Source organism: Nocardia goodfellowii, from assembly GCF_017875645.1.
Lineage (GTDB): Bacteria > Actinomycetota > Actinomycetes > Mycobacteriales > Mycobacteriaceae > Nocardia > Nocardia goodfellowii.
In genome coordinates, this window is the sequence record NZ_JAGGMR010000001.1 from 3,344,400 (window position 1) to 3,363,601 (window position 19,202).

Consider the following 19,202-nt stretch of genomic DNA (forward strand, 5'->3'; position numbering starts at 1 on the left):
GCGGAGCGCTAGTGCGCAAATACGCTGTACTCATGACCGGTTCCGAAATTCACGCATATGTCGGCGCGACGGTGATCGACGCCACCGGCGCTCCGCCTCGACCCGACCAGACCGTGGTCGTCATCGACCGTGTGATCACCACGGTGGGACCCGCGGCGCAGGTTCCGATTCCGGTCGAGGCGCTGGTGCATGACCTCCGGGGCAAGTACCTGATCCCGGGTCTCACCGACATGCATGTGCACAGCGAGTCGGAGACGGACGACCCGAGACACTTCGCCAGTTTGTACATCGCCAACGGCGTGACCGCCGTCCGGGAAATGTGGGGCCGGCCCGGGCTGCACCGGATTCGCCGGAAGATCCAGTCCGGCGAGATTCTCGGTCCACGGATGACCATCGCCAGCCCGCTCTTCGACGGTGTGCCCGGCCTGTGGTCCGACGTCCCGGACGCACCGATCGTGACGATCAGCTCACCCGAACAGGCACGCCGAGCCGTGGCCGAGGCGATCGACTCCGGCGCGGATTTCATCAAGGTGTACTCGCGGCTCGCCCCCGAGGCCTACCGGGCCGTCCTCGCCGAGGCGCACCGGCGCGACATCACCGTAGCCGGTCATCGATCGGACAACGTGGCGTTCCTGGAGCAGATCGACTCCGGCCAACGCTCTTTCGAGCACATGTTCGGTGTCTGGACCGCGACATCATCGGATGTCGACCGGCTCGAAGCGGCGCTGGCCGGCATCGAGACCGCTCCGGAGTTCCACCTCGGCAGCTGGCTGAAGCAGGTCAGCACTGTCGAGTGGGACGCGGTCGCCTCGTATGACGGCGCCACGGCGACTTCGGTTTTCGAACGGCTCGTTGCCGCCGATGTCGCGTGCACACCGACCCTTGCCGTGCACGCGGTCGTCGATCGGCCCGAGTCGATTCGGCTCGAGGACGAGCGAATGGACTACCTGGTACCCGGTACTCCGGAGTCCTGGCAGTTTCTGACAACGCATATCTACTGCGGCGGCGGGCGGTCGACCGCGGAAACCGCACAGCATCGCGATCTACTCGATTGGCGGCGCGCGACCGTGGGCGCCATGGACCAAGCGGGGGTACGGATACTCGCCGGCACAGACTCCGTCGGCCCCGGCCTGTTTCCGGGTTTCAGTTTGCATTTCGAACTCGAGCAGCTCGTTGCCGCCGGTCTGACGCCCCTGCGGGCTCTGCAATGCGCGACCCTGGAACCTGCCAGGTTCCAGGGCCGCGAGCAGTGGTCCGGCACTGTCCGAGCGGGCCGGGTGGCGGATCTGGTGATCTTGGACGCCGACCCCTCGGCCGACATCCGCAACACCCAGCGAATCCACGCCGTCGTGGTCGACGGGTACTTCGTCGGACCGGAGGAGCGTGCCGGTCTGTTGGCGACCGCGAAGGAGATCGCGGGCGCCGGCCGCTGAGGGTTCGGCCGGCCACGATCTCAGGGCGCGGGCGGATCGGGTGGGTTGAGCCTCGATCGCCCCCTCACCATGTCGCGCACCTTGTCCGCGGCCGCCGCCACCAGGCCCGCTGTCTTCAATGCGGCGGGATCCGACGGCGTGTCCGGATGTGGCCTGGTCGGTGCCAGCTTCTTGGCCGCGGCCATCTTCTGCCCCAGCCTCTCGAGCTCCTGCGGGGTCTGTGCCGCGGCGAAACGTGGCCAGACCTCGTCCTGCTCGAAGGTGATGTGCGCACGTGCGGCGGAGATGAACTGCGTCAGCAATGCCTGGAAGTAGTCACTGCCGACTGGCTGCTGCTCGAGTTCCTGCAGCAGCACCTTGGCCCGGTCTTCCTGGTCGATCGCGGTGTCGGCGAGTTCATCGCCCTCGGGCAACGCTCGGCGCACCGCGGGCCAGAAGTACTGCTCCTCCACCGCCTCGTGCTGCGACTCGGCGATGATCAGACTCGTCACCATCTCGGAGTACAAATCCTGCTGTCGCCGGCTCTGGGGAGTGCCGCGCTCGAGTGATTCCAGCATTCCCAGCACGCTTTCGTGGTCCCCGCGCAAAAATGTCAACGCGTCCATCGGGCTAGACCCCTCACTGTGGTCCGTGCTGTTCGTGGGTGAACGGCTTGCTGCCCTGCACCGCGGGCGCGCCTTCGGGGTTCATTTCCGGGCCCCGGTTGACGCGTTCGTCACCGGCAAGCCATTCCCCGGACGGGTCGTCGATGTAGTGCCATTCCATGCCCTCGGGCCACGGTCCCTGCCCCTCGTTCCACGGGCCGCGCGCGCTGCCCGCGCCGTCGGACATGTTGAAGGCAAGATTCTGGAAGCGGTCGTCGCCGGGCAAGACTCCCGGCGGGAAATTCACCGGCAACTCGTTGAGTGCGGCAGTGAACTGCTGGAAATGCGCCACCTCACGGCTCATCAGGAAGGACAACGTGTCCTGCACACCGGGATCGTCGGTGAACTGCTTCAAGTATTCGTAGACGATTTTGGCGCGCGACTCCGCGGCCAGGTTGCTGCGCAGGTCCACCGAGGGCTCGCCATTGGAGTTCACGTAGGACCCCGACCAGGGCACACCGGCGGAGTTGCCGACATCGGGACCGCCGCCACGCAGCCCGAAGAACAGCGGGTCCACCGCGACCTGGTGAATCGCCTGTTCACGGCCGTCGGCGGAGGCGATCACCGGCATCCAGTCACAGTGCTCGTTGGCCTGCTTCAGGTCGTCGTTGAGGCCGTCGAGCAGCATGGTGATCATCGAACCGACGATTTCGAGATGACTGAATTCCTCGGTCGCGATATCCATGAACAGGTCGTACATCTTCGGATGTTTGCGCCGCAGTACGAAAGCCTGGCTGAAGTACTGCATCGCCGCCTTCAATTCGCCGTTCGCGCCGCCGAACTGCTCTTGCAGCAGGGTCGCGAAGCGTGGATCGGGCCGCTCCACCCGAACCTCGAACTGAAGGTCTTTGTTGTGGACGAACATGTTTCTCCTCAGATCGTCGGGGCATGATTCCGCTGGTCTACCCGGCATGGTGTGCAGCAAACAGTCAGCTTTCAGTGACTTGGAACAACTGGGCGCAGGGATCACCTGGGTTGACGCCGCTGGTTCTGTGCGGGTGCGTCCAGACTTCCCAATCCATAGCAATCGGTCAGCACGATGCGCGGGGCGGGCCGGAGGATTGCCTCGCCTGGTTCTTCTCATGCGGCGACGAAGTCGGAGCTGTCAGGACAGCGGCAGCCGGGCTGCGCACCGCATGGCCGCTCGTCCTTGTTGGTCGGTCGGCGAGCAGTTGGATTTCCTGGTTGACCGCCATGGAAATGCCGATGACTACGGTGGCGATCTCCTCGCAGGGTCGATCCGCAGTGGTTGACACCTTTTGTGCCGCAGCGACTTCGGCGGTGCGGACGGCGCGCCAGTCGGCGACGATGTCACGTAACCGGTCCCGTACCGTTCCCGGCATTTCGGACAAAGGGGTGAGCTCGATAGGCATCCAGTTGCGTACTGCTGGTTGGACTTCCGAGGCCGGCGATGGTCGGCTGGCTCGGCGCGGCCAACGCTGGTAACGGACGGTTCCCCGGAGTTCGGCTCTACCAGTTGGCAATTGCGCGTCGTGCCGACACACCGATCTGACGGCGGGCTGGCACTCGGCACGGCAGGCTCCCGGTTTGATGTCGGGATGCACCGTATCCGCAACCGATCCCGTGGTCGGCTCGGCATTCTGGCATTGGCATCGACGCCCCTGGCTGTTTCCGTCCAGGCGTCGGCGGCCGGGAGCGTCGTGCTCACCAACGCGGACTCCGCCAGGTCGATAGTCGCCGAGGTCGGCCACGACATCGAGGTCCGGCTCAGTAGTTATCGGGAGAACGGGGTCACGTACACGTGGCAGCTCCCGGTCTCCAGTGACTCGTCGATCCTGCCGCGCGTCTCCGCCGGTGTGACGCCCGCCGGTGGCGCCGCGGCTGTTTTCCGGGTGGACAAGCCCGGCGACAGCGTGATCAGCGTAGAACGGAATTGCCGACCTGATCCGGACCGCGACTGCCCCTCCGTCATGCTGCCGTGGAAAGTCGCGGTGCGCGTGAAGTAGCGGATGGGTTCGACGGAATGTAGACATCATGGCGTCGGCTCCGACGTTCCGGGTAAGGATGGGCCATCGGGGCGCATCCGTGATCGCGAAGGAGCCATGATGAAGTACGTCATCCTGATTCACTCCAATCCGCAACCATGGGGCCATCCCACCGGCGACTATCTGCCCGAATACCAGGCGATGTCCCAGGAGGAGCGCGACCGGGTCAACTCCGATTTCGAGAAGTTGCTCGGGGAGATGCACGAAAAGGGTGAGCTGCTGACGGGGGAGGCACTCGGAGCGCCGGAGTCCTCGCGGCTGTACCGGTGGAGCGACGGCAGACCACTGGTGACCGACGGTCCGTATTCGGAGGCCAAGGAGCATTTGGCGGGGTTCTTCCTGATCGACGTCGAAAATCATGCCCGCGCGGAGCAGATCGCCGCGCAGTTCGCCGGTCCCGGGGAAACCGTCGAATTGCGGCCCGCGATGTGGCCGGGCGGCGACGACCAGTGAGCCAACGGGTGGTGCAGGACGCGTGGCGGCGCGAGTCGCCGCACGTCCTGGCCGCCCTGCTGCGCCGGCACGGCGACCTCGGTGACTGTGAGGATGCCGCCCAGGAAGCGGCCGAGGCGGCGACGGTGCAGTGGGTTCGCGATGGGGTGCCCGCCAATCCGCGCGGTTGGCTCATCGCGGTGGCGGCACGGCGTTTGATCGATCGGGTGCGGGCCGACCGGGCGCGGGCCGGACGCGAAGAGGCCGTGGCCGCCGCACAGCCGAGCGACGCGCACTCGGTGCCGGCGGTGGATCAGACGGCAGACGACAGCGACGACATGCTGCGGATGCTGGTGCTCTGCTGTCATCCGGCTCTGAGCCGCTCTTCGCAGGTCGCGTTGACCCTGCACGCGGTAGGCGGATTGGGAACCGGTGAGATCGCCGCCGCCTACCTCGTTCCGCCACGCACCATGGCGCAACGTCTCACCCGGGCCCGGTCGACTTTGCGGTCGGCCGGTGCGATGTTCGAGCTACCGAGCCCCTCGGAGCTACCCGCGCGCATCACGTCCGTCCTCGATGTGTGCCATCTGCTGTTCACCGAGGGGCACACCCGTTCCGCCGGCGGCGCACTGGTGGATTGGAGCCTGACCGAGGAAGCGATTCGCCTGACCCGCCAATTACATTCCGCGATACCGGAGCACGACGAGGTCGCGGGAGCGCTGGCCCTCATGCTGCTCACGCACGCTCGAGCGGCGACCCGGTCCGCGGACGGCAACCTGGTACCGCTGGCCGAACAGAACCGTGCCCGGTGGGACCGGCAACTGATCGCGGAAGGCGTCGGCATCCTGGAGCGGGTCCTGCCGCGCGGCCATGTCGGCCGGTTCCAGTTACAGGCGGCGATCGCCGCGGTGCACGCGGAAGCATCCGACTGGGAGCGCACCGACTGGCCGCAGATCAGCATCCTCTACGCCATGCTCGACCGCGTCGCACCCAGCCCGTTCGTGACGCTCAACCGCGCCGTCGCGGTCGGCATGGCGGTCGGCCCACAACACGGTTTGGACCTGATCGCGCCCCTGCTCGACAACACGTCGATGCGACGTCACCATCGCACCCACGTGGTGCGCGCCCACCTGCTGGAAATGCTCGGCGACCGGACCGCCGCCGTCGACAGCTATCGCCGGGCCGCGCAACTCGCCACCAGCGTCCCCGAACAGCGGTACCTCAACGATCGTCTGCGTCGCCTCGCCGACCCAGAGCGCACATCGTGCGAGTAGGTCGCCACCGATCAGCGCCTGCGGGTGACTGTCACACCGCGACCTGGACGCCAGTGTTCGACAATGAGCAACTCCGCCGCCGCGTCGACAGAGGTGAGAACCGCCTCGGTGAGGTCCAACCGGAAGTCCAGGACACCGGGCGGCGAGCCGAGGGGAGCTTTGGCCGGTCCGGTGATCTCGACCGCGACACCGCTGACCTTGGCGTCACCGTCGCCGGGATGAGCGTGGATAGCGCACCGTCCGTCCCGCAGCAGGTCATCCGCCTTCCTCGCGGCGGGCATGGAGCCGAACATCAGGTCCGGGCCGATGAACTCCACTTCTGATCCGCTCACCCGCGGCGCGCCGTCCCTGCGCAGGGTGGCCAGTACATGTGTCTTGTGAGCCTCGAATCGAGACCTCACCTGTGCGGCCAACTCCGGTGCCTCACTCGCGAACTGCTGCCATGTCGCCATGGGAGCAGGATGCCACCGCTCCGTGACAGCCCTTGTCAGGTTTTCCGCATGCTCTGGCAGAAGAGGCGTGCTGCCCTGCTCGGCGGGGTGCTCAGCTGGCGTTGCTGCGGCCGAACCGCGTTGAGCTCCTCGGTCTTTCGGGACATGGCGACCGTTGGTTCGCTCAGTCCGGTATGCAACCAGTGCCGTGGATGTGGCCGACACCCGGTGCGCCATCGGAATCAGTGATCGCCTGACCGGGGCCGGGTCGGTCTGAGAGGGTCGCCACATGAAGATCGGTGTCGCGCTTCCGCAGATGGCTCCCGGCTACGGACCGGGTACGACGCTCGACTGGGCCCGGCGGATCGACGCGGGCCCGTTCTCGAGCGTTTCGGTGGGCGAGCGGGTGACGTTCTCGAACCCGGAGATGGTGGCGACGCTGGGCGCTTGCGCCGCGGTGACCGAGCGGGTGCGGGTCCTGGCGAATCTTTGGGTGCTGCCGCAGCACCCGATGGCGATGGTCGCCCAGCAGATCGGCACCCTCGACCAGCTCGCCAACGGCCGCCTCGAGGTAGCCGTAGGCGTCGGCGGTCGCGAACACGACTATCGCGCTCTCGGAGCCGACTTCAAGGGACGGCACCAGCAACTCGACGACAAGGTCGCCGAATTGAAGTCACTGCTGGCGGGCAAGCCGCCGTTCGAGGGCGCGGATCCGGTCGGGCCGCCGTGCGTGCGGCCGGGCGGGCCGATCATCCTGGCCGGTGCGATGGGTCCGAAGGCGATGCGCCGGGCGGCGCGGTGGGCCGACGGTATCTCCGGCTTCAGCATCCCCGGCGCCGCCGAGCAGATCGCCGAGGTGAACGAACTCGCCGAGCGGTGCTGGGCCGAGGCCGGTCGTACGACCACCCCGCGCAAGGTCAGCGGCTGCTTCACCGCCCTGGGCGGCACCGACGCACCCGCTGCGCTGCGCTCCTTCACCGCTCGCTACCTCGGCTTTCTCGGACCCAGGACGGCCGAGGCGGTCGCCGCCTCGGCGCGGGCGTCGAGCCCCGAGGTGCTCGCCGAGATCCTCGACGGTGCGGAGCGGGCCGGGTGCGACGAGTTCATCCTGGTTCCGGCCGTCACCGACCTGAACTTCCTCGAGGTGGCGACCGAGGTGGTGGCCGCACGGCCTTGACGCTCGAGGCCCGGTTCCGGGCTCAACTCGCTGCCGCCAGCACCCGCCACACTTTTCTGGAACGCGCGCGGACCTGTGGAGCCGCGTATTCGATTCGCCGGCGCGCTTCGTGCGCACTGATCCGCAGCAGATCGGTCAAAAGCTCCACGGTGTCCCGATACCCGGTGTCCGCGGCGAGGTCACGGCGCTCGGCTTCGGCGACGGCCGCGCGCATGGCGGCATCCAGCTGCCTTCGGCGGCGCTCGGTTTCGACGAGGATACGCAGCAGGTCCACATCGGCCAGTTCGGCCCAGCCTGACGTTCGAGCATCCGGCGCCAGCGCGGTCGAATGTATTTTCACGCGGGCAGCCTATCGCAGAATAGAACGTATGTTCGACAATTCGGCCTGGCATGCCTGAGCCGCTGTCACGGCCGGTGGGCTAGGAACCCAGGGCGTCCAAAGCTGGTGCGACGACGGCGAACGCCGCCTCGGTCAACGCGGCGGGGTCCGGGTCGCCTGCGCTCCACCGCTGGAGCACGGTACCGAAGGCGCTGAGGGTGATTCCTGCGGCGAGCTGCGGGTAGGGGTCGTTCGGCTCCGGATCCTGAGCGCCAACGTGGACAGTGCGACAAGTGATCCGAGGGCGAGCCCGGCAACGCTCAGGAGCAGCGCGAGCAGATAGTTGCGCCAGCGAAATTCCGCCACGAACGCCGCTCCTCGGTCATCACCAGCGCTCTCGATCGGTCCGGTCGGCTGAGCTCAGATGAACAGTCCGAGCACGGCACCGCTGACGACCAGCTTGAGGATCCAGTCCGCCATGTGCACCAGGGCGGTCGGGATCGGAACGTTCTCGTGGACGATCGCGCCGCTGAGAATGGTCACCGGAAGTATCGCGACGATCGCGCCCAGGGCCGCCCCGGCCCCGGCGCCATGCCGGTCTCCGGCGAGCAGCAGGGTGGCCAGCACCGCGGCCGCCACCAAGCCACGCAGCACCACGGACGCCATCTGCACCGGCAGGCCGAGCCCGGGCCGTGGCGCACTCGTCCGTGCCACCAGCGCGGCGACCGGGGGCGCCGCGTACAACACGGCACTGATGACGAAGGAGACAACCGCCGCGATGACGATTCCCGCTGCGATATTCATGAGCCACTCCTTTAGTACTGGTTAGTACTAAAGGTAGGAGGCCGGGTCAGTACTGTCAAGTACTAAAATGTCGTGCATGAACTCTCCCGAGGGACGCCGGGGCCGACCGCGCGGCAAATCCGGCGCCGAACTGCTGGCCGTCGCCCGCGAGGTATTTCTGGAGTTCGGTTTCGCGGGAACGTCGATGGACGAGATCGCCGCGCGTGCCGGGATTTCCAAGGCCTCGCTCTATCGCGAACACCCCTCGAAGGCAGGTCTGTTCGCCGCGGTTGTGGCGGATTGGACAACCGCCGGCCGGCATGCGATGCGGCCGGCCCTCGCACGGCTCGAGGCGGCCGAGGATATCCGCGAGGGACTACTGGCCTGGGCGCGAGGTCTGCTGGCGGGTGTTCTCTCGTCGACCGTGGTCGAAATGCGCCGCCTGGTGACCGCCGAGGCGGCCCGTCAGCCCGCGGTCGGAAGAACCTATCTGCACCAGAGTTGGATCAGGAACATCGCCGATCTCGCCGAGACGCTCCGGGTACTGGACGCCCGCGGCATGCTGCGGATCCCTGATCCCGAGGCGGCCGCCGAACAACTCACCTGGCTGGTTGTCGGCGCACCGCTGAACGCTCGGATGCTCGACCCCACCGCGACGCCGACCGATACGGCCGATGCGGCGGTCGACCTGTTCCTGGCTGCTTACGATCGGGTGTAACCACCTCCGTGCTGGTGAATTCTGTACCTGCCGCTCGGGCCGTGGGACAACCGAGTCCATCGAACTCGGTACGGTCACCGACCGGGTTGGTGTTTAGATGGCTTGCACGCCAAAGGATCTCGTCGGCGCCTATCATTGAAATCGATACTTCTCGCGTCTGAGTCCGCGACGCGGGAGCTGCACTGCGCCGAGGCAGGGCCCACTCGAGAGCGGACGAGACAGGCGTGGTGGCGTGAGCTTCCCTGATCGCCTCTGATGTCCGCATTCGCCGAGGTGACCACCCGATTCCTGACGGTTCTTCAGCAGGGGGACTATCGGATGAGCGAGTTGTGCACCGCTGCGGCGGAGGTGCTTTCGATCGAGCGAGCCGCGATCGCGATCGACGAGCTGGACGCGGGTCTGCAAGCGTGGTGCGCCACCGACAGCACCGCCGCCGCTATCGAAGAAGTACAAGCCGCGCTGGGCGAGGGCCCCGGTGTGACCGCGATCGAAGACAGCTCCCCGGTCCTGGTCCGGGACCTGCGCGCCGACAACAAGCGGTGGCCGGCATTTCTCGGTGTCCTCGCCGACCGGAGGATCAACGGCTCGATGCTCGCGCTGCCGTTGCAACTCGGGGTCGTGCGGTTGGGTGTGCTCGATCTCTACTGCGCCCGACCGCGCGATCTGGACCGGAACACCCTCGCCGCGGGACTGCACGTCGCCGACCTGGTGACCACGCTGCTGCTCTCCAGCAGTCCGCGAAGCGGCGGCGGGCCCGCCCGCGATTCCGGGGGACGCGTCTGTGAGGTTACGCCGCTCCGTGATCTCCTACTGACCGACCAGGCTGCCACCGAAACAGGTGGCGGGTTCGAGTGGTGGTGGCAGGCCGGGGCCGCCAACCGCGCTGTCCACCAAGCCGCCGGCATAGTGATCGCCCAAGCCGGTGCCTCGGCTCGGGGCGCTTACGCCCTGCTGCGGGGATACGCCTACGGGCAAGGGCTTTCGCTGACCGAGGTCGCCGAGCGGGTCGTGGCCCGCCGGTTGCGGTTCGGTCCCGAGAACATCTGAGAAAGGGAGCCGTAGACCATGGAATCCCGAGAAGGACCCCTGCTGAACGCCTTGGTGCGGCTCGCCGACACCTCGGCCGCCGACTACGACATGGCCGACCGCTGTCAGCAGTTGGTCGAGGCCTGCGTGCGGTTGCTCGACGCCGCTCAGGCCGGGCTGCTGCTGTCCGATCACCGCGGAGTGTTGCGGGTGTCGGCCGCGACCAGCGGGCAAACACATCGACTGGAACTGTTCCAGCTCGAATCCGCCCACGGCCCGGGTATACAGTCCTGCCACACCGGCATCCCGGTTCCGGTCCACGACCTCGCCGCGGCCGCGTTCCGCTGGCCGGAGTTCGCGCGCCGCGGTCTGGACAACGGTTACCTCTCGGCGTATGCCCTGCCGCTGCGGCTCCGCACCGAAACCATCGGCGCGCTCGACCTTTACGGGACGAGCGCGTCTGCCCTGGGCCACGCGGACCTGCGGGTGGCGCAGGCGCTGGCCGATGTCGCCTGCATCGGCATCCTGCAATCCCGGGTGCTCGAGCGCTCCAAAACCCTGAACAGCCAACTACGTTCGGCGTTGAACAGCCGGATCGTGATCGAACAAGCCAAGGGCGTGCTCGCCGAGCGCGGGCAACTCGATATGGATCAGGCATTTCATCGGCTGCGCGAGCACGCGCGCAGCAACAACCTGCGGCTGGCCGATGTGTCCGCCGGCGTGGTCTCGGGTGCGGTGGACACCGGGACGATCCTGACTCGGCCACCCACCGGGTAGCCGCTGCGCGCTCAGCCGCGCAAGGATCGCCAGCAGAAGATATCGGTCACCTGTCGGGGCTGATCGCGCTCCACCTGCCGGGCGGGCAAGGCCTCGAACAGTGCCTTCGTCCATTGGGTCACGGTCAGTGCGCCACGCCAGTCGGCGCGGACCGAGGAGCCGGAATCCTCGAGCATCGCCAGCGCCACGTGTTCGACGCGTAATTGCCGGTTCCCCGCGGCGTTGGCGATGTCCACCGCCCGCTGCAGCACCTGCTCGAGTTCGGCGGTGATCCATCCTTCGACCTGGGTGACGTTCTCCGGTGGTGTGGGATCCGGGGACACCGGGTCGGTGGTGGGGGGCGGTGCGGTTGTCGTCATTGTCGCCTCCGGTCTCATGGGGTTTCGGTGTGGCTTGCCGAGGGCCGGGGCAAGAGGGTGGCGCTGCGCCGAGGTAACGAAATCGGCTGGCTGGCTCTGTAATTCACCATTGTCCGTCCAGATCGTCGAAAACCCTACAAACAAACCGCAAGGCCGCGCGACAGCGCGCGAAAGCAGGCGAGCCGCCTCTTTGCGGGAACGGGAATCGTGACATCGCGGTTCATGCGCCGCCACGCCCGCCGGTACGGGTGCCGCGCGGTTCGCGTTCGCGTTCGCGTTCGACTCGGTCGCGCTGCTCGGCCGGGACCAGGGCAAGGATGTCGTCGCGCGAGCGGATCATCAGTTTGTGCAGCACGGCCGATATTTGCGCGTCGACGGTGCGATACGAACTGCCGCGACGGGTAGCGATCGCGGTGTTCGACCAGCCCGCCGCCGCCAGCACCGCCACATCGCGTTCGGCGTCGGTGAGCAGCTGCCAGGGCGTGGGATTTCCTCGGCGCGCCGGCCGGTCGGCCGGGAGTCGTGGCAGCGTCAGGTCGCCCAGTGCCAGCAGCGGCACCTCGGTCGGCGACGGCCGCAACGCGGCGCCCTCGTCCCACGCGGTGTCGAAGTCTTTCTGCCCCAGCACTTTCCGAGTGAGGTCGGCGGCGCGCTCGGTCTCGGTGGCGAACGGGCCGAGATGCGCGATGTCGACGCCGAGTTCGTGCCGCAGCGCCGCGGCCCCGCCGAGCAGTCTCGCGATCTCGACCGCCCGGTCGGTGGCCCGCTCGGAGTCGGTCCGCCCGTCGGTGGTGAGCAAGCGCGCCAAGGTCCACGCGCGAATGTGCACGGCCCACACCGTGCCCCAGGAGTCGCGCATCTCGACCTGCCGAGCGAGGGTGGTACGCCCGCGTGTCAGTGCCGCGTGCGGATCACCGTGCGCGGTTTCGGCTATGGCCCAGGCGAGTTCGGCCCAGGACCGCGCCCATTCCGCGCCGGAGCGGGCCGCGGCGTCGAGGTGACGACCGGTGACCTCGAGCGCCTGCGCGGGCGTGCCGAGGAAGGCCGCGGCGAGCGCCTCGAACATCTCACTCATCGTTGCGCTACCGAAATCGTTTGCCGCGGTGAACTTCTCGCGTGCCCGCGCGAGCACGGTCAGGGCGCGAACGTCCAGGTGCGTGAGCATCAGGGCGCATCCGGAGGCGAATTCCACCGGCGCGGGCAGCCCGACGTCGGTCACCGGATCCGCTCGCCAGGCCGCGGCCCGGCCGGGGTCGGGCACACAGGCCGCGACGCATCGCTCGAGCATCTGCCCGGCCTCGCCCGTCAGCCCCTGGCACAGGCTGAGGAAGGCGATCGACGCCATCACCGACACTTGGAGATTCGCCGCTTCCGGTCCGGCGCCGCGGGTGGCCGCCAGCGCGCGTTCGGCCAATCGGCGCGACTCCCGCAGCGACCCTTTGAAGAAGGGCACGCGCAGGCGGATCATCCCGGCGACGGTCTCCAGACCGACCACCGCCTCGCCGGGCGTGGCCAGACTGCTCTCGACCGCGAGTTGCAGGTTGTCCCAGGCGGCGCGGGCCCAGGCGAGCAGCGTGTGCTCGCGGTCGCTGAACCAGTTCAGCGCGGCATCGGTGACCCGGTCGCGGTAGTAGCGGCGATGGCGGTCCGCCAGCCGGCGCGCCTCGTCGGTGGCGTGGTGCGCCAGCCGCTGCTGCGCGTATACCCGGAAGCTTTCCAGCAGCGAATACCGCACGGCGTCGGCGGCCAGGTGCGTCGACACCAGCGATTGATCGACGAGGCGTTCCAGCAGACCCTCGATCTCCTCGCGGGCCAGCTCCGCGCCGGTGCCGTCGGGGCCGGAGCAGATCGTTTCGATCGCGTCCAGGTCGGCGCCCACGTCGAGGCCAGGTCCGTCGTCGGGATTGTTGTCGTACCCCGCGGCGAACACCGATAGTCGCTCGAACAGCAGCCGTTCCTTCGGGCCGCACAGATCGAACGACCACGCGATGACATCCGCGATCCCGTGGTGCCGCTCGTCCGCGCCGGTCCGGGCGACGGCCGACCAGCGCAGCCGGCGATCGCTCGCCGCGCCGGTGAGGTCGCCGAGGATCATCGACAGCGATTGGCGGCGCAGCCGGGCCGCAGCGAGCCGGATGTGCAGCGGATAGTTGTGCAGGTGCGCGCAGATCTCCTCGACCACCGCGTCCTGCGCCTGGTCGAGGATATGGCCGGTCAGCGCGGCGCGGCGGCGGAACAGGGTGACCGCCTGCCGTCGGGTGAGCGGCGGGATCGCGACCAGTTGTTCATCCACCCAGCCGATGGGTTCGCGGCTGGTGGCGACGATCGTCAGCCGCGGCACCGTGTCGAGCAGTTCGGTGATCACAGTGCCCGCCTCGGCCAGCACGTGCTCGCAGTTGTCCAGGATCAGCACGGTCTGGGCGGCGCGGCCGACGCCGCGATCGAGCGTGTCGATCAAGGCCTGCCACGCCGATCGGCCGGAGAAATCGGTTTCGACCACCGACCGGGCTACCTCGTCCTCGACGGTCGCGATGTCCGTGCCGCGCGGCAACCGGGCCAGGCGGACCCAGTGCACCGGGGTGCTGCGAGCCTTGTGGAATCGCTGCGCGGCCTCGACCACCAGCCGGGTCTTGCCGATGCCCCCAGCACCGATCACGGTGATCAGCCGCGCGGAAGTCAGTAACAGCGTCGCGATCTGTTCCAGTTCACGCTGGCGGCCGATGAACTCGGGTGCGGCGGTCGGCGGAGTTCCCACCCGGTGCGGACGGTGCGGTGGCATATCCGGCCACTTTAGTCGGCAACCACCCGGCGCCGCCGACGGAACAGGCAGCCGCGGAGGGGAACGGATACCTACCTACGTGCCCGTGCCGGATCTACCGATGTCCGCGGCGCGCCGCCGGGCCACTATGCATGGGTCGCCGACCCCCGGCGGCCACGAAACTCGAAGCCGAACAGTGAGATACGCGCAGTGGTTGCCGGAACGCCGCATCCGGGCGGCACCAGCCCGGACTCGTGTCACATCCGAGTGCGGTTCGACAGCCCGCCCATCGTTTTCGACTATCAGGACGATCGGGCGGTGGCTGCCCGGTTCTCCGCCGCCGTGCGGAAAGCCGGTGCGAGGGTGACGATCGATTCGGACCTGCGTGACAATCTGCCGCCGCTGCCGTGCCGGCGGCTGTGGACCTGAGCGAGCGGCGGCATTCGGCCCGATGACGTCGAGAGGAACCGAGATGAGACGAATACGGATAGTGGGCGCCGGTGAGTGCGGACTGCCGCTGGCCCACCGACTGCTGGCCGGTGGCGCGGAGGTCACCGTGGTCACCGACCGCGACAGCGAGGCGGTCCTGTCCGGTTCGATCACCAGCACGCAGGTCAAGTTCCCGCCGGCACTGGACCTGGAATCGGCTGCGGGACTGGACTGCTGGCGGTCGGCCGCGCCGCAGATCGCCGGCATCCGGTTCACCATGGTGGTCGATCGCGCGGTCGCGATGCAGTGGTCCGGGCGATTCACCCGCCCGGCGCGCAGTGTCGACCAGCGCACGGTCTTCGGCCGCTGGTTGCGGGCGTTCGCGGATGCCGGCGGGAAGCTGTCGATCGCCACGCCGACGGTCGCCGAGATCGACCGCGGCACCGCCGATTACGACCTCACGGTGGTCACCCGCGCGGATCGCGAGCTGGCCGCCTGCTTCCCGGCGGACTCGGCCTGGGGGCTGCCGCCGCGCCCGCAGCGGCAGCTGGCGGCGCTGTATCTCGACGGCGTCGTACCCGACCCGGACGAGCTGGGTACGTATGTGACGCTGCCCGGAACGGGCGAGGTGATCTCCTATCCCGGCCTGACCGGTCGGCCGGGCACCGAACGCCGGTGTGAGATGGTGCTTATCGAGGCTCGGCCCGGCGGCCCGATGGATGTGTTCGGTGGTGTCGGCGATCCGGGCGAGCGGCTGCGGCTGGCCCGAGGGCTGCTGGATCGGTTGCTGCCGCCCGCGCTCGCGGACCGTTACCGCGAGGCCGAACTGACCGACGCCGGTGCCACGCTGGTCGGCGCGGTCACTCCCGTAATGCGCCGACCGGTGGGCACGCTGCCGTCGGGCGCCGTCGTGCTGGGCGGCGGTGACGTGGTGTGCCGCATGGATCCGGGCGGCGCGCAGGGCGCCAACAGCGCCGTGCACTGCGGATTCCGATACGGCGAGGCGATCCTGCGGCACGCGCACGGTCCGTTCGACCGGGACTGGATGATCGCGGCGGCCGAGCCGTGGCTGACCGATACCGCCTACCCGGCCGCGCGATGGACGGCGACCGTGCTCGACCCGCCGGGCCCGATGCAGGAGTTGATGCTGGCGGCGGCCGAGGATTCACGGCTGGCCGACGGCTTCGCCGACACCTTCGCCCGCCCGGCGAACATGACCGAACTGGCCGTCGGCATCTGACCTACCCCGGCGGCCGCGCGGGCGGGAAGACAACCGGCAGTGCGGTCAGGGCCCGGTGGAAAGGCCCTGGCCGCCAGGTCAATTCGGCGGCCGGGACGGCGAGCGCGAGGTCGGGCAGCGCGTCCAGCAGTTGGTCGACGGCGTCCTGCGCGGTCAGATACGCCGCCGAGCGCGCGGGGCAGGCGTGCGGGCCCGCGCCCCACGCCAGATGTGACCGATTCCCGGTGTGGTCACCCGTGCTGACGAGCGGGTCGTTATTGCATCCGGCCAGACTGACGACGACCGGTTGGTGCGCGGGCAGCCAGTTGTCGTCGATCAGGATCGGCTGACGCGGATAGGTGACCGAGAAGTTCGCCATCGGCGGATCATCGAACAGGACCTCGTCCAGCGCGTCCCGGGTGGACAGGCTGCCACCGATCACGTGACCGGCGAAACGGTCGTCGGTGAGGATGAGCCGCAGCGCGTTCCCGATCAGATTCTGCAGTGGTTCGATGCCCGCGCCGTACAGCACGACGATCTGGTGGATCACCTCCGCGTCGTCGAGCGCGGCGGGATGCGCCAGCAGCCGCGAGGTGATGTCGTCGCCGGGCTCGCGCCGTTTCAGCTCGACCAGTTCCAGTACGGCCGTGGCCAGCAGCTTGTTGCCCTGTTCGGCGTCGTCACCGTCGAACACCGCGACCGTGGCCGCGGCGATCCGCTCACCGATCTGGGGCGGGCAGCCCAGCATCGCGTTGATGACGGCGAACGCGAGCGGAAACGCGTACTGCGCCACCAGATCCGCCGACCCGGCGGCCTCGAATTCCGCGATCAGCGCGCTCGCGATCCCCTCGACCGTGGCGTGCAGCGCGTGCAGATCCACCGCGTCGATGCTGTCGGTATTGACACGGCGGTAGCGGTCGTGCTCGATGCCCGTGCTGCGCATGGCATTCGGCCGCCACTGCAATACCGGCAGCACCGGGCAGTCGGCCGGGACGGTGCGTTCCCAGCCGCGCGGATCGGCGGGGAAATGCTCCGGGTCGTGCAGGATCCGGATGGCGGTGCTGTAGCCGATGACCAGGGTGGCCGGTACGCCCGGCGCCAGCTCGATCGGCGCCAGCGAACCGTACCGGGCGCGCATCGACCGGTACGCCGCGTGCGGGTCGGTGGCGAACTCGGGTGCGTACAGCGGCACCCGCTCCCGGTCGAGCTGGACCGGCGAACCGTGGTGCGAAACCGGTTCTGTGGCAGGACGGTTCGATGAACGTGGCACTGTCAACTATGGCTCCGATATGGTGCGAATTGCCCGACGCGGCAGCGTATGCACGCCGTCCCCGGATGGGCATCGGTAGGTGATAGGTGTGTCATGCGCATCGGCGGCGGGTCCGCGCTGGTCATCCGGGCGCGGCTGCTCGGGCGGAGCAGACACGAACATGCGGGCAGCGTCGCGGCCGTCACGCGAATTCGCCCGCCCAACAACCGACTGCTTCTATCGGTTGATCAGCGCTTCGAATTCGGTGGCTGTCGGGTCATTCAGATGCCGGTCGCGCCACTGATGCCGATTCGCAGCGTTGTCATCGGGCCTCCGAACGGCCGTCTTTCGCACTGGAGTGCAGCGAAGGATGTCGATTGGATCCTGTAAGGATGGTCGCGACGCGGTCACCTTTGGCTCGCCCGGTAAGAACCGCAGCGATCGCGGCGGCTCCAGCAGGCTCCACCATCAACGAGAGATGGGTTTCGATGAGTCTCATACCGGCGCGTATGTCCTCGTCGCTCACCAGGACGATGTCGTCAACGGCGTGGTGGATGCGTTCCAGGGATTCACGGTGCGGCCGCGGGATGGTGATGCCTTCTGCGAACGTGCTCGTCGGCTCGATCGTGACGGGCTGGCCGGTGCGCCAGCTGTCGTGTACGGCGCGAGCCGCGGCCGCGTTGACCCCGATGATCCGCGTGCTCGGCCAGTGGTGTCGCGCCCACAGTGCTATACCGCTGATCAAACTTCCGTCACCGATCGGTGCGATGAGCGCGTCGAAGGCTCCGGCATGGCCGAGCTCCTCGGCGATCGTCGCGGCGCCCTCGGCGATACCTGGGTCGATTCCGTCCACTACCAAGCGGGCGCCTGTGGCGATGGCCTCCTCGTGTGCGGCCCGCCGTGCGTCCTGAAGACCACCGTCGACGTCGATGACGTGCGCGCCGAATCCGCACATGCGTTCCCGCTTCACGGGATTGACACCCGAGGGCACGAATATTCGAACCGATGCGTTTCGGATGGCGCCGACATACGCGACCGCCTGCCCGAAGTTTCCGCTCGAGGAGCACACAACGATTTCGCCCGGGGAGAGGTCGCGCAGGGCAAAACTTACACCGCGCCCCTTGAAGGATCGCAGCGGATTGAGTGACTCCACCTTGACAATCACTCGACCACCAAGCGCCGAGTTCAGCAGTTGGTCCTCGAACTGGGGAGTGTCGAGGAACTCCCGTGGAATCACCTCGCGCGCTTGATAGGCGCGGTCGAGCGACAGGGCATCAGTGTGCGAATTGCGTTGCGGCGGCGAGATACTCATGTCACCCAACCTAAAACTAAGCGCGGTGGAGCCGATTGCAAAATTCGCGTGGAAACGCAAGAATATTGCGTGCCTCGATCCACTCTGAACTTGGACGACATCGACGTTCGACTGCTCGACGCGTTGCAAGTCGACGCCGGCCGAACTCTGCGCGCTCTCGGTGATCTCGTGGGGTTGTCACCCAGCGCGGTGCAACGCCGGTGCCAACGATACCGAACCGCAGGGTTGATACGCACTGTCGCCCAAGTCGATCCCGAGAATGCCCCCCACCTCACTCGGGCACTTGTCATGCTCACCTTGACGCACGAGTCACCCGAGCATCATCGGCGTCTGTCCGAAACCCTCCGCGCGCACTCGTCGGTCCAACAGTGCTTTCTGCTCTCGGGCCGCTGGGACTACGCCGTTCTGGTCGCCGCGTCATCGGTGCGCGAGCTACGCGACCTCGGGAACCACCTGTTCAAGTCAGACGACAATATTCGTCGCTACGACACCATGTTCATCCACGACACCGTGAAACAAGGAACATTCCTCCCCGCCGAACTCCTGATCTAGTCGTCGAGATAGACCTGGGGCCGTGCCGGTGACTCACCGCACGCGCGCTGCTGCACAGAGCTGATCACCCTCGCGCCGGTGGTGGCGGGTCGCTTGTGGCTGGTACCGGGAGGTAGGGCAGCGGAGCCAGTTCGATGGTCGGGTCGTCGAGCAGGTAATGCAGGTAGGCGCAGAAGGCATCGATGCTGCCGTAGCGGGCGAGGATCTCGCTCAGCAGCCGGTGGGTCCCGATGTCGTAGCGTTGCCTTTCCATATCGTCCCCTGTCCGGTGTGTCCGCGTGGTAGGCAACTCGCTTCTGGGCCG

The 19,202-nt window shown here is 67.8% G+C and carries 22 protein-coding genes; 11 read left to right on the forward strand and 11 right to left on the reverse strand.

Translation table 11 applies throughout. The annotated features are described in order from the left end of the window. Window positions 1-32: 32 nt before the first annotated feature. A complete protein-coding gene (locus BJ987_RS15150; RefSeq protein WP_209889846.1) occupies window positions 33-1,433 on the forward strand; it encodes an amidohydrolase family protein in 1,401 nt (466 codons plus the stop codon). A 20-nt stretch (window positions 1,434-1,453) separates the two neighbouring features. Here the strand turns inward: BJ987_RS15150 and BJ987_RS15155 are convergent, their stop codons facing one another. From BJ987_RS15155 to BJ987_RS15165, 3 genes are all read right to left on the reverse strand, one after another. After that, on the reverse strand, window positions 1,454-2,038 hold the full coding sequence (locus BJ987_RS15155; RefSeq protein WP_209889849.1) for a hemerythrin domain-containing protein: 585 nt from the start codon (window positions 2,036-2,038) through the stop codon (window positions 1,454-1,456). Between the two features lie 13 nt (window positions 2,039-2,051). Further along, window positions 2,052-2,942, reverse strand: a complete 891-nt coding sequence (locus BJ987_RS15160; protein WP_209889852.1) for a manganese catalase family protein — start codon at window positions 2,940-2,942, stop codon at window positions 2,052-2,054. Window positions 2,943-3,108: 166 nt separating this feature from the next. Further along, window positions 3,109-3,450, reverse strand: a complete 342-nt coding sequence (locus BJ987_RS15165; protein WP_209889855.1) for a TetR family transcriptional regulator C-terminal domain-containing protein — start codon at window positions 3,448-3,450, stop codon at window positions 3,109-3,111. Between the two features lie 111 nt (window positions 3,451-3,561). Here BJ987_RS15165 and BJ987_RS15170 point away from each other — a divergent pair, with 111 nt between their 5' ends. The 3 genes from BJ987_RS15170 to BJ987_RS15180 all read left to right on the forward strand — a co-directional run bounded on the left by BJ987_RS15170 (window position 3,562) and on the right by BJ987_RS15180 (window position 5,789). Then, window positions 3,562-4,044, forward strand: coding sequence for a hypothetical protein (locus tag BJ987_RS15170; protein ID WP_209889858.1), 483 nt, complete (start codon window positions 3,562-3,564; stop codon window positions 4,042-4,044). Between the two features lie 99 nt (window positions 4,045-4,143). Beyond that, the gene (locus BJ987_RS15175; protein ID WP_209889861.1) at window positions 4,144-4,536 is read left to right on the forward strand and encodes a YciI family protein; all 393 of its coding nucleotides are present in this window, start codon (window positions 4,144-4,146) and stop codon (window positions 4,534-4,536) included. Next, entirely contained in the window at window positions 4,533-5,789 is a 1,257-nt protein-coding gene (locus BJ987_RS15180; protein ID WP_209889864.1) for an RNA polymerase sigma factor, read from the forward strand. The genes BJ987_RS15175 and BJ987_RS15180 overlap by 4 nt, the downstream gene beginning before the upstream one ends. Before the next feature lie 11 nt (window positions 5,790-5,800). On the opposite strand, the gene BJ987_RS15185 is transcribed toward BJ987_RS15180, so the two are convergent. Next, entirely contained in the window at window positions 5,801-6,241 is a 441-nt protein-coding gene (locus BJ987_RS15185) for a pyridoxamine 5'-phosphate oxidase family protein (protein WP_209889867.1), read from the reverse strand. 268 nt (window positions 6,242-6,509) lie between these two features. Here BJ987_RS15185 and BJ987_RS15190 point away from each other — a divergent pair, with 268 nt between their 5' ends. After that, window positions 6,510-7,397, forward strand: coding sequence for an LLM class flavin-dependent oxidoreductase (locus BJ987_RS15190; RefSeq protein WP_209889870.1), 888 nt, complete (start codon window positions 6,510-6,512; stop codon window positions 7,395-7,397). A 22-nt stretch (window positions 7,398-7,419) separates the two neighbouring features. Here BJ987_RS15190 and BJ987_RS15195 read toward each other — a convergent pair whose 3' ends face one another. After that, window positions 7,420-7,737, reverse strand: a complete 318-nt coding sequence (locus BJ987_RS15195) for a DUF222 domain-containing protein (RefSeq protein ID WP_209889873.1) — start codon at window positions 7,735-7,737, stop codon at window positions 7,420-7,422. A gap of 399 nt (window positions 7,738-8,136) precedes the next feature. After that, complete coding sequence (locus BJ987_RS15200; protein ID WP_209889876.1) at window positions 8,137-8,520, reverse strand: DUF1761 family protein; 384 nt, start codon at window positions 8,518-8,520, stop codon at window positions 8,137-8,139. A gap of 76 nt (window positions 8,521-8,596) precedes the next feature. On the opposite strand from BJ987_RS15200, the gene BJ987_RS15205 reads away from it, so the two are divergent. From BJ987_RS15205 to BJ987_RS15215, 3 genes are all read left to right on the forward strand, one after another. After that, window positions 8,597-9,217: a TetR/AcrR family transcriptional regulator gene (locus BJ987_RS15205; protein ID WP_209889879.1), complete on the forward strand. Its 621-nt coding sequence runs from the start codon at window positions 8,597-8,599 to the stop codon at window positions 9,215-9,217. A gap of 255 nt (window positions 9,218-9,472) precedes the next feature. Then, window positions 9,473-10,264, forward strand: coding sequence for a GAF and ANTAR domain-containing protein (locus tag BJ987_RS15210; RefSeq protein WP_209889882.1), 792 nt, complete (start codon window positions 9,473-9,475; stop codon window positions 10,262-10,264). Between the two features lie 18 nt (window positions 10,265-10,282). Further along, the gene (locus tag BJ987_RS15215) at window positions 10,283-11,020 is read left to right on the forward strand and encodes an ANTAR domain-containing protein (RefSeq protein WP_209889885.1); all 738 of its coding nucleotides are present in this window, start codon (window positions 10,283-10,285) and stop codon (window positions 11,018-11,020) included. An 11-nt stretch (window positions 11,021-11,031) separates the two neighbouring features. On the opposite strand, the gene BJ987_RS15220 is transcribed toward BJ987_RS15215, so the two are convergent. Together BJ987_RS15220 and BJ987_RS15225 are read right to left on the reverse strand one after the other, a co-directional pair. Next, window positions 11,032-11,379, reverse strand: a complete 348-nt coding sequence (locus BJ987_RS15220) for a Clp protease N-terminal domain-containing protein (RefSeq protein WP_209889887.1) — start codon at window positions 11,377-11,379, stop codon at window positions 11,032-11,034. Between the two features lie 220 nt (window positions 11,380-11,599). Beyond that, complete coding sequence (locus BJ987_RS15225) at window positions 11,600-14,158, reverse strand: helix-turn-helix transcriptional regulator (protein ID WP_209889890.1); 2,559 nt, start codon at window positions 14,156-14,158, stop codon at window positions 11,600-11,602. Window positions 14,159-14,347: 189 nt separating this feature from the next. On the opposite strand from BJ987_RS15225, the gene BJ987_RS15230 reads away from it, so the two are divergent. Continuing rightward, window positions 14,348-14,566 carry a hypothetical protein gene (locus tag BJ987_RS15230; protein WP_209889893.1) on the forward strand — a complete coding sequence of 73 codons (219 nt, stop codon included), beginning with the start codon at window positions 14,348-14,350 and terminating at the stop codon, window positions 14,564-14,566. A 43-nt stretch (window positions 14,567-14,609) separates the two neighbouring features. Further along, the gene (locus tag BJ987_RS15235) at window positions 14,610-15,806 is read left to right on the forward strand and encodes a styrene monooxygenase/indole monooxygenase family protein (RefSeq protein ID WP_209889896.1); all 1,197 of its coding nucleotides are present in this window, start codon (window positions 14,610-14,612) and stop codon (window positions 15,804-15,806) included. A gap of 1 nt (window position 15,807) precedes the next feature. On the opposite strand, the gene BJ987_RS15240 is transcribed toward BJ987_RS15235, so the two are convergent. Both BJ987_RS15240 and BJ987_RS15245 read right to left on the reverse strand, forming a co-directional pair. Continuing rightward, window positions 15,808-17,061 (reverse strand): cytochrome P450 family protein, encoded by a 1,254-nt coding sequence (locus BJ987_RS15240; protein WP_245365975.1) that lies wholly within the window; start codon window positions 17,059-17,061, stop codon window positions 15,808-15,810. Between the two features lie 295 nt (window positions 17,062-17,356). Further along, entirely contained in the window at window positions 17,357-18,406 is a 1,050-nt protein-coding gene (locus BJ987_RS15245) for a threonine ammonia-lyase (RefSeq protein WP_209889899.1), read from the reverse strand. A 9-nt stretch (window positions 18,407-18,415) separates the two neighbouring features. Between BJ987_RS15245 and BJ987_RS38360 the strand changes: the two genes are divergently transcribed. Beyond that, window positions 18,416-18,898 (forward strand): Lrp/AsnC family transcriptional regulator, encoded by a 483-nt coding sequence (locus BJ987_RS38360; protein WP_209889902.1) that lies wholly within the window; start codon window positions 18,416-18,418, stop codon window positions 18,896-18,898. A gap of 64 nt (window positions 18,899-18,962) precedes the next feature. On the opposite strand, the gene BJ987_RS15255 is transcribed toward BJ987_RS38360, so the two are convergent. Continuing rightward, window positions 18,963-19,151 (reverse strand): hypothetical protein, encoded by a 189-nt coding sequence (locus tag BJ987_RS15255; protein WP_209889905.1) that lies wholly within the window; start codon window positions 19,149-19,151, stop codon window positions 18,963-18,965. Window positions 19,152-19,202: the final 51 nt, after the last annotated feature.

Coding starts and splice junctions, on each gene's coding strand:
- BJ987_RS15150 (WP_209889846.1), top strand. CDS start 33: ATGACCGGTTCCGAAATTCACGCATATGTCGGCGCGACGGTGATCGAC.
- BJ987_RS15155 (WP_209889849.1), bottom strand. CDS start 2,038: ATGGACGCGTTGACATTTTTGCGCGGGGACCACGAAAGCGTGCTGGGA.
- BJ987_RS15160 (WP_209889852.1), bottom strand. CDS start 2,942: ATGTTCGTCCACAACAAAGACCTTCAGTTCGAGGTTCGGGTGGAGCGG.
- BJ987_RS15165 (WP_209889855.1), bottom strand. CDS start 3,450: ATGCCTATCGAGCTCACCCCTTTGTCCGAAATGCCGGGAACGGTACGG.
- BJ987_RS15175 (WP_209889861.1), top strand. CDS start 4,144: ATGAAGTACGTCATCCTGATTCACTCCAATCCGCAACCATGGGGCCAT.
- BJ987_RS15185 (WP_209889867.1), bottom strand. CDS start 6,241: ATGGCGACATGGCAGCAGTTCGCGAGTGAGGCACCGGAGTTGGCCGCA.
- BJ987_RS15190 (WP_209889870.1), top strand. CDS start 6,510: ATGAAGATCGGTGTCGCGCTTCCGCAGATGGCTCCCGGCTACGGACCG.
- BJ987_RS15200 (WP_209889876.1), bottom strand. CDS start 8,520: ATGAATATCGCAGCGGGAATCGTCATCGCGGCGGTTGTCTCCTTCGTC.
- BJ987_RS15205 (WP_209889879.1), top strand. CDS start 8,597: ATGAACTCTCCCGAGGGACGCCGGGGCCGACCGCGCGGCAAATCCGGC.
- BJ987_RS15210 (WP_209889882.1), top strand. CDS start 9,473: ATGTCCGCATTCGCCGAGGTGACCACCCGATTCCTGACGGTTCTTCAG.
- BJ987_RS15215 (WP_209889885.1), top strand. CDS start 10,283: ATGGAATCCCGAGAAGGACCCCTGCTGAACGCCTTGGTGCGGCTCGCC.
- BJ987_RS15220 (WP_209889887.1), bottom strand. CDS start 11,379: ATGACGACAACCGCACCGCCCCCCACCACCGACCCGGTGTCCCCGGAT.
- BJ987_RS15225 (WP_209889890.1), bottom strand. CDS start 14,158: ATGCCACCGCACCGTCCGCACCGGGTGGGAACTCCGCCGACCGCCGCA.
- BJ987_RS15235 (WP_209889896.1), top strand. CDS start 14,610: ATGAGACGAATACGGATAGTGGGCGCCGGTGAGTGCGGACTGCCGCTG.
- BJ987_RS15255 (WP_209889905.1), bottom strand. CDS start 19,151: ATGGAAAGGCAACGCTACGACATCGGGACCCACCGGCTGCTGAGCGAG.